At 48.9% G+C, this 15184-nt stretch carries 17 protein-coding genes, 1 pseudogene and 1 riboswitch; of the genes and pseudogenes, 1 reads left to right on the plus strand and 17 read right to left on the minus strand.

Annotated features, from left to right (window positions below; all coding sequences use genetic code 11):
* Positions 1 to 8: 8 nt before the first annotated feature.
* Together MKY74_RS21420 and MKY74_RS21425 are read right to left on the minus strand one after the other, a co-directional pair.
* Positions 9 to 167 (minus strand): annotated as a pseudogene (locus tag MKY74_RS21420) (transposase); the annotation flags it as partial.
* A gap of 402 nt (positions 168 to 569) precedes the next feature.
* Entirely contained in the window at positions 570 to 821 is a 252-nt protein-coding gene (locus tag MKY74_RS21425; protein ID WP_076165200.1) for a YolD-like family protein, read from the minus strand.
* A gap of 270 nt (positions 822 to 1091) precedes the next feature.
* Here MKY74_RS21425 and MKY74_RS21430 point away from each other — a divergent pair, with 270 nt between their 5' ends.
* Positions 1092 to 1241: a hypothetical protein gene (locus tag MKY74_RS21430; RefSeq protein WP_167372816.1), complete on the plus strand. Its 150-nt coding sequence runs from the start codon at positions 1092 to 1094 to the stop codon at positions 1239 to 1241.
* Between the two features lie 103 nt (positions 1242 to 1344).
* On the opposite strand, the gene MKY74_RS21435 is transcribed toward MKY74_RS21430, so the two are convergent.
* The 15 genes from MKY74_RS21435 to MKY74_RS21505 all read right to left on the minus strand — a co-directional run bounded on the left by MKY74_RS21435 (position 1345) and on the right by MKY74_RS21505 (position 15071).
* A complete protein-coding gene (locus tag MKY74_RS21435; RefSeq protein WP_076165198.1) occupies positions 1345 to 1776 on the minus strand; it encodes a GNAT family N-acetyltransferase in 432 nt (143 codons plus the stop codon).
* A 131-nt stretch (positions 1777 to 1907) separates the two neighbouring features.
* The gene (locus tag MKY74_RS21440; RefSeq protein WP_076165196.1) at positions 1908 to 2234 is read right to left on the minus strand and encodes an NIPSNAP family protein; all 327 of its coding nucleotides are present in this window, start codon (positions 2232 to 2234) and stop codon (positions 1908 to 1910) included.
* A 120-nt stretch (positions 2235 to 2354) separates the two neighbouring features.
* A riboswitch (ZMP/ZTP riboswitch) is annotated at positions 2355 to 2435 on the minus strand.
* A gap of 70 nt (positions 2436 to 2505) precedes the next feature.
* Positions 2506 to 2694: a TetR/AcrR family transcriptional regulator C-terminal domain-containing protein gene (locus MKY74_RS21445; RefSeq protein WP_244169137.1), complete on the minus strand. Its 189-nt coding sequence runs from the start codon at positions 2692 to 2694 to the stop codon at positions 2506 to 2508.
* Positions 2695 to 2709: 15 nt separating this feature from the next.
* A complete protein-coding gene (locus tag MKY74_RS21450) occupies positions 2710 to 2931 on the minus strand; it encodes a hypothetical protein (protein ID WP_244169136.1) in 222 nt (73 codons plus the stop codon).
* A gap of 58 nt (positions 2932 to 2989) precedes the next feature.
* Entirely contained in the window at positions 2990 to 3430 is a 441-nt protein-coding gene (locus MKY74_RS21455; protein ID WP_167372815.1) for a DUF4871 domain-containing protein, read from the minus strand.
* 232 nt (positions 3431 to 3662) lie between these two features.
* Complete coding sequence (locus tag MKY74_RS21460; protein ID WP_432206585.1) at positions 3663 to 4175, minus strand: NUDIX hydrolase; 513 nt, start codon at positions 4173 to 4175, stop codon at positions 3663 to 3665.
* 326 nt (positions 4176 to 4501) lie between these two features.
* Complete coding sequence (locus MKY74_RS21465; protein ID WP_076165194.1) at positions 4502 to 5383, minus strand: fumarylacetoacetate hydrolase family protein; 882 nt, start codon at positions 5381 to 5383, stop codon at positions 4502 to 4504.
* A gap of 393 nt (positions 5384 to 5776) precedes the next feature.
* The gene (locus tag MKY74_RS21470) at positions 5777 to 6643 is read right to left on the minus strand and encodes a class I SAM-dependent methyltransferase (RefSeq protein WP_076165192.1); all 867 of its coding nucleotides are present in this window, start codon (positions 6641 to 6643) and stop codon (positions 5777 to 5779) included.
* A gap of 868 nt (positions 6644 to 7511) precedes the next feature.
* Positions 7512 to 8753 (minus strand): Gfo/Idh/MocA family protein, encoded by a 1242-nt coding sequence (locus MKY74_RS21475; RefSeq protein WP_076165190.1) that lies wholly within the window; start codon positions 8751 to 8753, stop codon positions 7512 to 7514.
* 76 nt (positions 8754 to 8829) lie between these two features.
* Positions 8830 to 9651, minus strand: coding sequence for a sugar phosphate isomerase/epimerase family protein (locus tag MKY74_RS21480; protein WP_076165187.1), 822 nt, complete (start codon positions 9649 to 9651; stop codon positions 8830 to 8832).
* 38 nt (positions 9652 to 9689) lie between these two features.
* Entirely contained in the window at positions 9690 to 10859 is a 1170-nt protein-coding gene (locus MKY74_RS21485; RefSeq protein ID WP_076165185.1) for a dihydrodipicolinate synthase family protein, read from the minus strand.
* 199 nt (positions 10860 to 11058) lie between these two features.
* Positions 11059 to 12210, minus strand: a complete 1152-nt coding sequence (locus MKY74_RS21490) for a Gfo/Idh/MocA family protein (protein WP_076169258.1) — start codon at positions 12208 to 12210, stop codon at positions 11059 to 11061.
* A gap of 183 nt (positions 12211 to 12393) precedes the next feature.
* On the minus strand, positions 12394 to 13224 hold the full coding sequence (locus tag MKY74_RS21495) for a helix-turn-helix transcriptional regulator (RefSeq protein ID WP_244169225.1): 831 nt from the start codon (positions 13222 to 13224) through the stop codon (positions 12394 to 12396).
* Positions 13225 to 13470: 246 nt separating this feature from the next.
* Complete coding sequence (locus MKY74_RS21500) at positions 13471 to 14106, minus strand: TVP38/TMEM64 family protein (protein WP_076165180.1); 636 nt, start codon at positions 14104 to 14106, stop codon at positions 13471 to 13473.
* A gap of 98 nt (positions 14107 to 14204) precedes the next feature.
* Positions 14205 to 15071 (minus strand): GNAT family N-acetyltransferase, encoded by an 867-nt coding sequence (locus MKY74_RS21505; protein ID WP_076165178.1) that lies wholly within the window; start codon positions 15069 to 15071, stop codon positions 14205 to 14207.
* Positions 15072 to 15184 lie beyond the last annotated feature (113 nt).

Genomic DNA, 15184 nt, shown 5'->3' on the forward strand with positions numbered 1-15184 from the left:
AAGAAGGGTTACCCTCTCTTTTCCAGGCAATCCAGGTGGATCGTCATCTTCTTCATATTCTGCACGGCGGCCGTTATCAACGCTTGTTCCGTGACGTTGGAGAGTCCGCGCAAACGGCAATAGCGAAACCCATGGAGAGCTTTAGCATCCGCGAAGCTTCGAACAATCTTTCAGAGTCGTAAGTAAACTTCCATTTGGCAATTCTTAATGCGGCGATAGCCTACGCAGGACACCTACTTATTTATCTTACTCCTCTTCTGGCTATGGATTTCACTTTTAAAAACCATCACATCAAAATATGTCAATTCGACTCTCACCATTTGTTCTATTGAACCCTTATAGCTGATTGGTACTGACATTTCATCAACTCTATCCGACTCACTCTAAAAGTAACAATTAACCTTTTCATTGGACCGCACTTGTCTTTATATTTATCTTTTCAGTTGTAAATCTTTTCTGCATAATCCAATGAAACAAGTAATGGTACCTAACAAAATGACTATGAAGCTTAAGCTTGGAAATCTAAATTAAAAATCTACAATCAAATCAAATCTTCCCTTTCACTAAATCTAATCTCTAGGATAGTTAATTTCCATGATATCCATAAAAGGGACCTTGGTAATAACTCCATCCTTTTTGATGTGTACTTTTCCAGTCCGAGAGTCCATTTGATCTATTTGACCCCTTACTGGCTCATCCCAACCCCACACAGTAAGTAGAATTTCTGACCCTTCTTGATAAGCCTCTGTAAGCTGATTGCCTATCTCCTCTAATACAAATTCATCCCTTGTCGGTCTCTTGGGAGCTTTTGATTTGATCATCGGTCTCTCCTCCTCGTTGTAAAGTTCGCAGTCCGCATAAGAGCGCTCCAATACATTAATAACTAGTATAATTTTACATTACAAAGTTACTTAAGAACAGCGTTACGCAAATCTACAATATTACTGATATAACAAAGCCCAATAATAAAAAAGCACTTGGGTCGAAAATGCCACGATATTTGAGAAAGCAAAAAAGACGACTTGGAGTTGTCGGGACCTTTTCGGGCCTTGGGATATATTGCGTTAATCCGGCAGAGGCCCACAGAAGCGTTGGCACATTTCGAGAGAGGCATCGCCATCTGCCAAACGTATCCGGGAACGTGGTTCCTCGCGCGAGGAGTCGAGGGGCTTGCAAGCGCGTTGTGCGGGCTGGGAGTATACCAGGCGGCCGCTACGCTGATCGGAGTCCCCGAGAAATGACGAGCCGATCTTGGCTCATTATCGGTAAAACAAAAAAAGCCGCTGCCATGCGGCTTTTAAGCGTATATGTTCTTGTCGTCTTACAGCTGAGCTTTTGTTATTATTATAATTTAAGTAATAAAACCTTCTTCTCATAGGTGTCTAAACACCATTGAAACTTCTTTAGGATATGATTGTTAATTGGTTTGCCCTCATAGTCAAATTCTTTAAAACCAAATTTTTGATAAAAATGCTTTAACTCTTCAAACGGTAGACAATACACTTCTTTTAAATTATTTTTTTTAGTTTCCTTTACCAAGTAATCAACTAACTCATTTGCAAGCGATAATCCTCTGAACTTATCCAATATATATATACCGCCAATTTCAGCTTCTTCTGCATTAAGATAAACAATCCTTCCAACGCCTGCAAATTCATCCTGATGTGTAACTATTGCAATTTTTTCATTTTCTAAATTACTCGGCATAAAGCCTATTTTCTGATACTGTTCATTTACCCATTGGAGTTCATTTTTAGTTGCTAATCTTATTCCCATTCCTTTTCGCCCCACTAATTATATAGATCAAGTATAACAAATGAACTAAACTGCCCGTTAGCGTAATAAAGCTGCCGATTAGCACCGGCAACTCTTCCTGTTCGTTTATTCGGCTATCGTTTTCCGTTAGTTCAATTTCCCAATCTGAAAAATTCAGCTTGATTCATAAAATATTCATCAATTTTTTCGACGATGAGCCCTCCGTTTTCTTCCGAATTGCGTTTTACTTGAATCCATTCGATGTCTTTCTTGAACTGCTCCCATAGCCTTTGACGCTGCGCCATATCCTCATATTCCATCACGTAATATATTTTATTTTGGCCCGTTGCATCTATCCAGAAATTCACGACCTTCATTCCCAGCCTTGTGAAAATTCTAAACGTATGCTCCTTAAATCTGTCCTGAATGGCATCCATTCGACCTTCGTAAATCGTATAGATTCGCAACTCATATAGCATGTTATTTCCTCCCTGAATGAATCTGATTGGTAATCCAGCACACATCTGTTTCGACTTTTTAAAAATCAGATCGAGCCATTCTCTCTGGACCATCCTGTTTAACCAGGGAGACCTAACCCTTACGTCTGCCTAGGCGTACGGCATATGACAATTTGTGCTCCCTCGTGGGTCTCTACGTTTACGCCAGTCACACATACCAAATGTTTACTTCAATGAAATCATGGGGAATGTAACCAAGTTCTTCTCATCAGTCGGGAATGTTAGCAAGTTATCAGTTTGATGGTTGATTTTCGTTTTGTACGGTGCGTTTTCCATAAGCGCAAAGAAAGACGCGTACGCCTTCAGTGATGATACGTTTGGTTTGTTCCTCCTCTAATGTCCCGTTTTTTCTCGGTTGATCAAATACCAATAAAAACGTTAAGGCAGCGAAATGCTTTGTAGCTATTACAGGATCTGGCACATCGAGCAGTCCGGTTTATCCAAACTCGGTAAACCTCCTGGTAATCCCCTCTTCCGTTGCGTTATCCAGCTTTTCTAAAAACGTGGCTGGCAGATTGGCGGCTTCCATTGTAACCAGACGGATCAGAGCGCTGTAATCGGACGAACCGTTCGCAGAAGCTACGAATTGTTCGCAGAAAAAGATGAGCGCCTGCTCCAGATCCTGGAATTCCCGGAGGTAGTCTGATATCCCTTGCAAAATCGCCTTGGTGAAAAGGCGGTTTATTGAAGCTAACGTTTCCCGTTAGTTTCAATAATCATTTGACTTCGACATTAATACTGCCGAACAACTTCTCATCAATATAAGCGTTAAGCTGCCAAATGCCAGGTTTCGGTAGCCTCATTGAGGATGGTAAATGTGCATCTGCACCGTTATTTGGACCGAACAAGGATGTAGGAATATCAGCAGTAAACGGATTTATCTTCTCACCGGATTTTATATTCATGGCATCGACTTTAAATTCCCCGTCCAAATCAGCTTTACTTCCCCATAAGTGCCACATATGTTTATTAGCCTGATTCGCCACGAAATTCGGTCCCAAGATACCGATTTTCCCTTCTATGCCTTGCATTTCGATTCCTTCACTTACAAACTTTGGGCTGACTTCTGCATCTTTTTCGGAAGTATTTGAACAACCAAATAAAATCAGCAATCCAACGATTAATATGCTAGTACAAAGAAATTTTACAATAATCACTCCTCTCAGCTCATTACATTATAACGACCATATTCCCTATAAAATTCCAACCGTATTGATGTAATCTGCCCAATATCTTAATGTGCCCGCTCCTACGCGGCTATTAAGCGTCTATGTTCCTGTCGCTTACATAATAAACAGCAACCCCCTACTCCCCGTTATCCTGCCCGTTAGTTGAGGAAAAAGCAGCCAGTTTTTAGGTCGACTGCCCTCAATTATCTTCATTGAGCTATCATTTCCCGTTAGCTTGCTTCACTTCAGGTTGTACACCGTGAGGGTCTAAGCGAGAAATCCGTTGAAACGGCTTTGTCTTCCAAAATTCATACGGTACGAACCCCTTACTCCGAATTGCATCTAATGATCGTGACTTCATATGAGGACGAGTAATGTACTGTTCTATGTTGCTCACCGTCAGCCTTACAAACATAGCTTCCATTATCTCTTCGGGCTGAATTTTTAATTGTCCATCAATGAGTTCTGCTTTAAATACCACCGATAATAGATTGCTTGTTTCCTTGTAATAAACTCCCGTTACACCAATGGGACGTATCAGAATTCCAGTCTCTTCAAGGACTTCACGAGTAATTGCATCATCAAGTGATTCACCTTCTTCTACATTTCCACCAGGGAATTCCCACGTATCCGAGCGCCAATGAGTCTTTACTAACAGAACTTCACCTTTATTATTCTCAATGAGTGCCGACACTGAAATCTGATGTTTTGGCGGCAAATATGCATCTACCAAAGAAATCCCCCCATTCAGAAGCTATCCTCAATCAGCATATAACATGAAATTAACTTCATTTTCCACAATACCATATATTGGATGTCGCGATACTATACTGCCCGTTATTTGAAAAAAAGCATCCGGCCAAAAAGCCGGCTGCCTTAAATGTCTTCATTCAGCTATCGTTCCCCGGTAGCTTAACTTTTTAAAGAAACTATTACTGTTCAAGTCCTACAAAATTGCATCGCCAATCAGAAACCCATGCGGGAAAATACCCTAATCGATGAGCTACTCTCTGTGAGGCAATGTTACTGGCGATTACATCATAACTTGGTTTCTCGCGCTTATTCGGATATCATGCGGTTCGTGAGGCTTCCCAGCTTCTCGATATTAATCGTGACGATGTCGCTGGCCTTTAAGTAGACCTGATTCTCCGGCGGTTTGCCGAGCACGACGCCTTCCGGCGTCCCGGTCAAAATAATGTCGCCGGGCACGAGCGTCATATGGTGCGAAATGTAGCTGACGATTTCGTCGCAGCGGAAAATCATGTCCGACGTGTTGGAATGCTGACGCACTTCGCCGTTTACTATGCACTTGATGTCTAGTGCGTTCGGATCGCCGACCTCGTCCGCGGTAACGAGGTACGGCCCGAGCGGCGAAAATTTGTCGCACGACTTCCCAAGCAGCCACTGCTGAGTGCGCATCTGCAGGTCACGCGCGGACATATCGTTGGCGGCGCAGTAGCCGAATACGTAGTCCAGCGCCTCTTCCTTGGCGACATATTTGGCCGTCTTGCCAATCACGATGACAAGCTCGGCTTCGTAATCAACTTTCTGCGATGTGCGCGGCAGCGGCACGTCTTCGCCGTCAGCAGCCAACGTGTTGCTGAATTTGCTGAATAGAATCGGATACTCCGGGATTGGCGCGTTCGTCTCCTCGGCGTGTTTGCGGTAATTAAGGCCGACGCAAATGATTTTGTTCGGATGTGTAACACATGGTCCGAGCTTGAGACCCGATTTTCCGAGCAGGACGTCGCTGCAAGACGCCAGTGTGTGGTTAACTGCTTGCTGCAGCGTCCGTATCGCTTCCTCCCCGCCTTCGATCACTTCGTGCACGGTGCGCGGTCCCGGGCCGTCACCAAGTGCCGCCGCAACGTCGACGATGCCTACCTCGGTAGCGACACCGAGGCGGTATGTATTGCCTTCAAGATAGGTTAGCAGTTTCATAGGTTATGGTCCTCCCTAAGCATTTTTTCTGAAGACGATGACGCCATCGATGTAGAAAAGCAAGTCCATCATGATCTTCGATTCGTTGGAGGCATGGAACAGTGCCTCATACTTTTCCTCCAGATCGGCCTACGACTGCGCAACTATAAAGGATGTTGTACGGTGCGTAGTCGACCTGCATCGACTTGGTCAGGGCCAGCCTCGTGAATGGCCCCGTCGCCGCTGATGTCGGCATTGCTTGAAGTGCATGAAGCCTCCGATGTACGCCGGGGTTCCGGCGAGCGACTTAAGAACTGAAACTAAAAAGCTGGTGTTTTTACTTTTTAATGATCACGAATCAAGAAAACTACCTGTTAGAGAAAAAGTCTTCAATTGAGCTATCGTCCCCGTTAGTTAATTCATTTCACAAATAAAAGCCGCAACTGGTTTTGAAATGATCAATTCTCCACCACAGGATACAATTTTTTGTCTAGTTAGAGTAAGGAAAGTGTGTGAAATTGCTTCCCGTTGTTCGCGGCTTAATGATATGTCATGAAAAGGACCTTGATAGAGTTGAGTTGCCATATAGTATTTTAACACAGGCTCTGGATCTGTTACCTTGAATCCTGCCTCATAAGTTAGTAGTTTTACTCGATTAAAGTGCTCTAACAGTATGGCCTCTCCATTTTCTAAGGAAAAAGGAATCGGATCGTCTTTAATTTCAAATGGGATATGTAACTGATGCATTGTCTCCTGATGCAGTGCGAAGAATTCAGGCATTCCCCGGCTGCTATTAGTCGTAGCTAAAAATTGTCCTGTATTTCTTAAAACTCTGCTAATTTCCTTCAATCCTTTTTTCAAATCAGGTAGATGGTAAAGCATGTGATTAGCCATGACGACATCAAACTCATCAGAAAGAAACGGCAATTTTTCAGCGTCAGCAATCATGTGGAGGATAGGTAGCCCTTCCTGTTCTGCCTGAATACGTGCTGAATTCATAACTCCTTCTGTTAAGTCACAACAAACCATAAACCCGCCATTATTCTTCAAAATTTTACTGGTGGGGATCGAGAATCTCCCATTCCCTGTTCCAATATCAAGAACGCGTTCACTGCCCAACAAGTTAAGCTTATCTATGGTCCAAGTTTCAAACATTTCTGTTGATATTCCGTATTTACCCATGACCTCATACTTAGCACTAAGATTATTACCTGTGTTATAAATTGATTTTATGCTTTCTTTATTTTGTGAATTCTCGTAGTAGTTCCGGACTTGACTCATTTTCTCGCCCTCCTATCCGTACTTTTATTGTTCATAAATTCAATATAAATTAAAATTTCGATAAAAGTTAGGGGTTGAATTTGTCGATATTCCTGAAGACTAATTAGCACTATCCTGCCTGTTAGCTTAATGTCTGAAGCCAGTTATAAATTTGTTACTCCGTTTTTGCGGGCATCAGCTTATCGTACTCGGTTCTTCTTTGGAGCCTGCTCAGCCACGTATTATAAAATGCTAAAAACTACAATATCTTCAAAACAAAAAAAGCCGCTGTTTAGCGGCTTATAAGCGTGTATGTTCTTGTCGTCTTACAACCTAAGCGGATCTTGAGCAACATATTCGAGTCGCGATCGCTCAAGATCCGCCGTGCAGATATCGGTTCTCATATTCAAGCTGAAGCACGCATCAATCCGAGACACCGTGTCGAATGGTCGCATCGAATGGGAAGAGCTGACCAAGATAAGATGAATCATATCGAAGGTTTGACCAATGTACTCACGCGCCGTTTGTTAACAAGCGTTCGAGTTTTGTCTCGGTAAAACAATCGGAACAACACTTCCGAGATCGGATTTCTACCAAGATGCATTACTTTAGCCAAGCTATAAAGCGCGTGAGTATGGCGGACACTTCAGCCCGCGAGACAATACTGGCAGGGTCTAGAAGGTTCCCTGGCATGCCGTTCAGGATCCCAATTTCGTAGCACAGCTCATGGCATCCTTTTCCCAAGCGGAAATTCTCGCCGCTGTCCGGAAAGCTCTTGTTGATGCCGTCCACAGCAGGTTGCTCGACATACCGGTACAGGAGCGTGATCAGCTGCTCACGGGTAATAGCAGCCTCCGGAACGCTGCCGTCGCTACCTGAAGGAACGCCTCTAATTGGTCGGTCTACCGTTATTTGTGCACATCGTGGCAGGCAGCTCGAATCGGCTGTAGCCCTCCATCCGGAACAGCCGGGTCGGTGTCGCCCAAGGAAGCGGATATTCACTGTACAGTTGCCGCTTCGCTGCCGCGTCTCTCATCTTTTCGGACAAGCTGGGCAGCAAGCGCACCGTGGATTCTCCATCCTCCCGCTCGGTCACGAATCGGCCTGGAATGGCACGAACGGCGCGAGCCGACTCATAGGCGCCGTTGGATACCAGCACGAAGCTTCGGCTTGCCTTGAGCGGCGAGAAGAGGGGTTTCTCTGGGGTTTCAATCGCTTCCATCAGGTTCAGATACATGCTGCACATCAAATCGGTCGGACCAAACGCCAAATCCTCTTCGGTGTCCTGTGCGCGAATGGTCAGCTTGTTCTGGTAATTCCAATGCGCTTCCCCTCGTGTTCCGTACACGGCAATCGAAGGCACTTCGCTGACTTCGTGACAAAGCATGGCGTAAAAATGAACGCTCACACCGTTAGCCATAACGGCGCGAATACAGGAGACATCGTCCCCCTCGATGTCATTGACGTGGTAAAGCTCGGCCTGCACCGATTCCGGGTACAAGTCTGCGGCGCCTCCTCCGGCCGCCAGCAAGCTATGGTGCAGCAAGTGGGCGAACGGATTGTTGAACGTCCCGTCCAGCACATACTGGCCGTCGCTGATCAGTTTACCGGCCCAGCGGGTTCGATCGTAGTAAGAGCGAAGCCGTTTCCACATGCCAATACCGACCACATGCTCCACCTGCCCGAGCACACCGGAGCTGATCCTTTCCAGCAGCGTTCGGAACGCCTGGCCCGACGTATTCTGGAAGTTCACCTGGCACAAGCGCCCGGTCTCCATCTGCACCGCGATCATCTCGTCCAAGTCCTGAATCGTTACCGCCGGGGGCTTCTCCACCAGCACGTGAAAGCCCATCCGCATCACCTGGATGCACATCGGCTTGTGGGCGGAGATCGGCGTGACGATGACGACAAAATCGATATCCGGATGCTGCGTGAGCATCTGCACGTAGTCTATATAATGGACGGCCCCAAGCGCGGTCAGCTTGTCGTAAGACTCCTGATGAGCGCCGACATTCGGCTCCGCAAAAGCAGCAACCTGCAGGCTACCCTCTTCGACCAGCTTCTGCATGACTTTCACATGTTCAGCGCCGAATCCCCCGATCCCGATCAGCGCGGTGCGACAAATCTTCACATTCCTTCCCTCCAAAGCTATGCCTTGACGAGCCGGGAACGATTCTCCCGGCCCGCCAAAGCTGCAAATTTATCATTCATACATGCTGCAAATAACGTTCCTTGATGAGCGTCAGCGCCTCGTCTCCCGGCATATCCCATACCTGCCGGTTGAAGATTTCCACCTCGATCGCCCCCACGTAACCGGCCGCTTCAACGGCATGACGCATCCGGCGCAACTCGATAAAGCCGTCCCCCATCATTCCTCTGCCCATCAGCAGGTCGGGTACCGGCACGATCCAATCGGAGACGTGGAAGCCGAGTATACGCCCCCTGGCCCGCTCAATTTGCGCGTACAGCTCGGGGTCCCACCAGACATGGAACGCATCGACGACGACGCCGACGTCTTGCGGGTCGTGCTGCTCCGCGAGCGTGTTGGCTTGCGCCAGCGTATTGATGACGGAGCGTTCAGCGGCGTACATCGGGTGCAAAGGCTCGATGCCGAGCTTGACTCCGTGCGAGCGGGCGAACGGCACAAGTTCCGCGATCGCTTCTTCGACTGTCTTGCGGGCGAAATCGATATCCCGGTCTGGCGCCGGTCCGCAAACGAGTACGAGTACATCGGTGCCGAGCTCGGCCGCTTCCTCGACAGCGCGGCGATTGTCGTCCAACCGCTCTTTGCGCGCAGGCGCGGTGGCCGCCGGAAAATAACCCCCACGGCACAGGCTGGAGACGCGCAGGCCCGCGTCCCGCACAAGCCGCTTGCTCTCGGCCAGGCCGGTCTCGGCCACTTTATGCCGCCACAACGCGATCCAAGGCACTTCGGCACGAACGCTTGCTTCCACGGCCTCACGCATATTCAGCCGATCGGTCGTAATCTGGTTCAAGCTGAGTCTGTCTATGGAACGAAGCGGTTCCATACTGATCCCTCCCGGATTTCAAACATCTCTATAAATGATTATGGCCAAATACCCGCCAGCGCCAAGACAGGCTTCATCCGTTCGGCGGCAAGCTCCGGATCGGCCAATAGCCCGGCCCGGTCGGCAAGGACGAACAGCTCGGCCAAATGGACGATCGAGCGCGATCCTTCCGCTCCTCCGATCATGCGAAAATGCGGTTGGCGGCCGTTCAGGTAGGCCATGAACACAATTCCCGTCTTGTAGGCGTACGTCGGCTTCTGGAAAATATGACGGGACAAGGCAACAGTAGGCTCCATTATCGCCTCATAACTGACCAGATCGCCTGCGTCTAGCGCATGAAGTGCCTGGGCGGCGGCCGGCGCAATCGCGTCGAATATGCCGAGCAGCGCATGGCTGTAGCCCTGCTCATCACCCTTGATCAGTTCCGGGTAGTTGAAGTCGTCCCCGGTGTACATTTTGACGCCTTCCGGCAGCAGCCGGCGCATCTTGATTTCTTTACCGGCATCGAGCAGCGAGATTTTAATCCCGTCGACCTTGTCCGCGTTTGCCCGAATGACGCGCAAACAAACGTCCATCGCGTCGTCCAGATCGTCCTTGCATCCCCAATAGCCGGCCAGAGCGGGATCGAACATGTCGCCAAGCCAATGCAGAATGACCGGCTGTTTTACCTGTCCCAAAATGCGACCATACACCCGCTCGTAATCCTCGGGCCCTTTCGCGCAAGCGGCAAGCGCACGGCTCGCCATCAGAATGACTTGACCGCCCTCGCCTTCGATGAAGCCGACTTGTTCTTCATAGGCGGCTTCCACGTCGGCGATCGTGACCGACGGACCCGGAAACAGATGGTCGGTTCCCGCGCCGCAGGCGATTTTGCCACCGACCGAGCGCGCTTCCGCGATCGAAGCGCGGATAAGCTCTTTCGAGCGGTTCCAGTCGAGGCCCATGCCGCGCTGCGCAGTATCCATCGCTTCCGCCACGGCCAGACCGAGCGACCACAAATGGTGCCGGTAGGCGAGCGTCGAGTTCCAATCAATCTGCGAATGATGCAGCGGATCTGCGTCCGCAAACGGATCGCAGACGACATGGGCGGCCGAGAAGGCAATGCGGCCCGTAAACGGCTTGGCCGGCACGGAGAACGAACCTGCTTTGCCCGGAGTATATTCAAACAACGCTCCCCCTGCGCGGGGGAGGAGCAGCGATTGGGTCATCTGTATTCCCCTCCTTAAGAGGTAATTAAAAAATCGGCTTCTGATCACGAAGTATAGCTATGAAGCTTACTCGATGTCGAATCTTGAATTCAGCCGGGCCTTCCGCTACTCACGTAGGCTCACCTACGCTGCGTTGCTCAGTCCCTAGCTTCATCCAACCTTCTCGGTGCTGAAAAGCAGATTTTTTTAGTATTTATTTTTACAGGCTCAGCTTCGGCACGTCGATCCAGCGGCGTTCCTGCCACGACTGCAAGCTGAGATCGGCAAGCTGGGTTCCCTTCGCGCCTTCGAGCAAATCCCACGGAAACGGCGTGCCGATGACGACATGCTTCAAGAAGAGTTCCCATTGCACCTTGAACGCGTTGTCGTATGATGCGTTGTCTGGCACCTCCACCCATTGGTCACGGAACCGGAATGGGTTCGGAATGTCCGGATTCCATACCGGCTTCGGCGTATTAACCCGATGCTGCGTCTTGCAGTCCCGCAAACCCGCCACGGCGCTGCCTTCGGTGCCGTCGACCGTAACCGTGAGCAGATCGTCGCGGTCTACGCGCACCGCCCAGGACGAGTTGGCCTGCACGATAATGCCGCCTTCCAGCTCAAATATGGCGTACGCCGCATCGTCCGCCGTGCATTCGTACGGAACGCCCTGCTCATCCAGACGTTTCGGAATATGTGTAGCGGCAAGACAGGAAACAGCCTTCACTTCCCCGAACAAATTCTCGAGAACATAGCGCCAATGTGCAAACATGTCGACGATTATACCGCCGCCGTCTTCCTTGCGGTAGTTCCACGATGGCCGCTGACCCTGCTGCCAGTCGCCCTCGAACACCCAATAGCCGAACTCCATCCGCACGGACAGGATACGCCCGAAGAAGCCAGAGTCGTTTAAACGCTTCAGCTTGAGCAATCCTGGCAAAAACAGCTTGTCTTGCACGACGCCGTTTCTCACCCCTGCCTCAGCGGCGATGCGGGCCAGTTCAAGCGCCCCTTCAAAATCGACGGCCGTCGGCTTCTCGCAATAAATATGCTTTCCCGCGGCGATCGCCTGCTTGATGCTTTCGGCGCGGCGCACCGTCGTCTGGCTGTCGAAATAAATTTCATAGTACGGATCGGCGAGGCATGCTTCAAGATCGGTACTCCAACGTTCGACGCCGTGGGCGGCGGCCAGCGCCTGCAGCTTGCTCTCCTGCCGGCCGACCAGAATCGGGTCGGGCATGATGACGTCTCCGTCCGGCAGCGCGACGCCCCCTTGCTTGCGAATCGCAAGAATCGAACGGATCAAATGCTGGTTGGTTCCCATCCGTCCGGTAACGCCGTTCATAATAATGCCGATGTTGCGAACTGCCACATTCATCGCTCCCTTCGCTTCGTATAACCGTATTGTAGTCGATGCGAAACCACTTTTCTTACAATTACGGGAACACGATTCTCAATTTTGGAAGCGAATTATTCGAGCAAAAAACAAAACCCCCCGCCGGCGCTTATCCGATGGGGGATGAAGGGGAAAATATGTTTCAATAAGGCTCCCTGCCTACTCAGCTTGCGTGGGCGCGTTCAGCTCCCGGTACGTTTTTGGTGACAGCTTGGCGACCGCTTTGAACGACCGGTAAAACGTAGACACGGAATCGTAGCCGACCTCGAAGCAGATCGATATAATATCCTTACCCGTTTCCACCAGCAGCTTCTGGGCGACGCGGATGCGTACCTCGGTCAAATATTGCATCGGTGTCATGTTATACCGTTCCTTGAAGATGTTGTTCACATGCCGCGTGCTGATGTCCAGCTTGGAGGCGATGTCCCCCGCGGTCAGCGGATCAAAATACTTCGAATCGATATAGCTGCGAATTTTCTCGGCACGCAGCTTGTTGGAGCTGGTGCCCGCTCCGGCAGCCTCCGTTCCGGCCGATCGAACCAGCAAGAGCAGCAACTGAGACAGCTGGACTTTGAGCGAAAGCCGGACGAGCGGCGACAGCTCCCTGGACTGCTCGAACAGCATTTTCCTCAGCAGCTGACGCAGTTCGCTCGCAGCAAACAATCCCGGCTTCATCAGGCAGGAGGCCGGAAAGTATGCGTGGAGCAGCTGCGCCCTCATATCCGGATCGAGCACTGCCTCGTCAAACGCCAACACTAACAAGGTCAGCCTGAAGTCGGACATGACGGAGTGGACGGAATACGGAACGATCAGCGCCGTATCGTCGACCGCCAGCTTCCGAACTCCCCCTTCCAACCGGATAGCGCCTTCTCCCTCCAGCACAAATAGCAGCTGGTACGTCTGGTGATAATGCTCGGACACGAGATGTCCGCCTGTATGCTTCTGCTCGTATAAATCTATCGCATTCCTGGACAAGTCGATCCATTTCATCGTCACGGCGAAGCCCCCGTTTTTTTAGCATTACATGTAAAGCCATTTTAGCGCGATCTGCGGCTTCGATACAACATTTTAGAACAAGTGAAGCTGACATGAACATTTATCGTTTGAATAAAAATAGCCGCGGTACGCGGCTAATAAGCGTGTATGTTCTTGCGTCTTACATGACCAAATCAATCTGGCAGCATACCCCTTCATTGTTCTAATATTTATAATCTATCTCCAAGTTCTCTCCCCGCTTTATTCCATAGTGTTTGAGGGCTCGGATGCCACAGCTGCCGAGGACGTAAAATAGGCCTGCAGCCTCCGGTTCAACCATATGGAAGCCGCAATAAACAACGCTACTCCGATTAACTTGACGGGCTGGGCAATAAAATCGGACAGATGCATTCCGATATAGGAAACGCAGAATACCATGACACCTTTGCCTAGAGTTACGGCTGCCGCAAAGGAAAATGTCGGCATTCGCGTTAATCCCGCGGCCATGTTTATAACTACGAACGGTCCTATCGGGAGCATGCTTAAGAGAAAAACGAAGCTAAACCCGTTCCTCTGCGCCCATACCATGGCCATCCGTACTTTGGGCCTGACCGCCCAGCGTTGAATAAATGGTGTATCCGACGCTTTGCGAAAAAGCCAAAACGTAAGAAAACTGCCCGTTACAAGGCCGATCCACGAATATAAAAAACCCAGCCACAATCCATAGATGGCGGCATTGGCGCCGACAATCATGATAGTAGGCAGCGGCGGAACGAAAGACTTTAGAAAAGTTAGCAGAATGCCGGGCAGCGGCCCCAGCGAGCGGAAACGCTCCAAAAGGAGTTCGATGTTTTGCTCCGTAAAATACTCCATTATGCTGATCTCAGCGCCTAACATAGAATGTGTTTCCCCCTATAACTCCAAGTGATTTCATGATAACTCTATATGATGCTCTTATTTTCTAAGGTAGCAGAAGTTCTGTCCGCATCATTGTACTATTCAAATTTTAACTGGAGCGAATCACAAATTGGCATATAGCCTATCTTTTGATAGATGCTATTAGATGTGGGATTTGCTAGGTCTGTATATAAGACGCACTTAGTAAACCCTTTATCCAGTGCAAGTTGGCTTATTTGCGCTACAATTGAAGTAGCGTAACCCTTCCTGCGCTCATATGGAGGGGTATATACAAATGCCACGCCAATAGCCGTCTGCATTTCCCTTGTATATCCTGCCATAGAAACGGGTATCCCGTTGTCCTCTAAAATATAGAGCTTTTTTGATGCTATTCGGTAGAGGTAAGGGTCTGCATTTTGCGGGATGGACATTTCTGTTTTGCCAAAACTCCCCGCTGCATAAAATGCTTCAGCCCAGTAAGGGAAAAAGTGAATATCCTTTTCATCCAGCAATCGAACGATACCAACCTTTTGAATGTCTGGGTTTACTGCCGTAAGTTCATATATACGTTGGTTCATGGTTGTTTTAAAGGTTATTCCCTTGCGCAAGGTATATTCTTTGGCAAAATATTCTGCCAAGGTTTTTTCAGTTATCACACCTGGAATTTCACGGTCTTTCAGCCCGTCTATCAGACAGTTTATCGCATCCGGGTTAATGATGTTGTCTGTTGCATAAAGCGTAATATTGTGTGGCGGAGTCATTATGGCGGTAAGCTGTATGCCTTTAGCATCCGAAATAGTTGCCATAAGCCAATTTACAGGGTCACGCCAGTCTGTTTTGTCTTTTCCTTCATGCCCAATGATGATATTGCCAAGAGGAATCAAATTTTGTGCTTCATGACGCATCAGCACATCATAGGTGTCATTGTAAAACTCATGCACATCCGTATACAACTTGAATTGCATTGCAATATCACCCTTTCATCTGCTCAATTCCTGATATTTAACCCAGCCTGTTAAACTACACCAATCCCTACCCAATGCTTCAGCATCATCAAATTCAAGTTGCCGTAATGTCA

The organism is Paenibacillus sp. FSL R5-0378 (genome assembly GCF_038009285.1).
Taxonomy (GTDB): Bacteria; Bacillota; Bacilli; order Paenibacillales; family Paenibacillaceae; genus Paenibacillus_AQ; species Paenibacillus_AQ favisporus.

What these genes read in the sequence shown, in the direction of transcription:
- MKY74_RS21440 (WP_076165196.1), bottom strand. Translation starts at nt 2,234, where the DNA reads ATGCTATATGAGTTGCGAATCTATACGATTTACGAAGGTCGAATGGAT.
- MKY74_RS21425 (WP_076165200.1), bottom strand. Translation starts at nt 821, where the DNA reads ATGATCAAATCAAAAGCTCCCAAGAGACCGACAAGGGATGAATTTGTA.
- MKY74_RS21465 (WP_076165194.1), bottom strand. Translation starts at nt 5,383, where the DNA reads ATGAAACTGCTAACCTATCTTGAAGGCAATACATACCGCCTCGGTGTC.
- MKY74_RS21470 (WP_076165192.1), bottom strand. Translation starts at nt 6,643, where the DNA reads ATGAGTCAAGTCCGGAACTACTACGAGAATTCACAAAATAAAGAAAGC.
- MKY74_RS21505 (WP_076165178.1), bottom strand. Translation starts at nt 15,071, where the DNA reads ATGCAATTCAAGTTGTATACGGATGTGCATGAGTTTTACAATGACACC.
- MKY74_RS21485 (WP_076165185.1), bottom strand. Translation starts at nt 10,859, where the DNA reads ATGACCCAATCGCTGCTCCTCCCCCGCGCAGGGGGAGCGTTGTTTGAA.
- MKY74_RS21495 (WP_244169225.1), bottom strand. Translation starts at nt 13,224, where the DNA reads ATGAAATGGATCGACTTGTCCAGGAATGCGATAGATTTATACGAGCAG.
- MKY74_RS21435 (WP_076165198.1), bottom strand. Translation starts at nt 1,776, where the DNA reads ATGGGAATAAGATTAGCAACTAAAAATGAACTCCAATGGGTAAATGAA.
- MKY74_RS21480 (WP_076165187.1), bottom strand. Translation starts at nt 9,651, where the DNA reads ATGGAACCGCTTCGTTCCATAGACAGACTCAGCTTGAACCAGATTACG.
- MKY74_RS21500 (WP_076165180.1), bottom strand. Translation starts at nt 14,106, where the DNA reads ATGTTAGGCGCTGAGATCAGCATAATGGAGTATTTTACGGAGCAAAAC.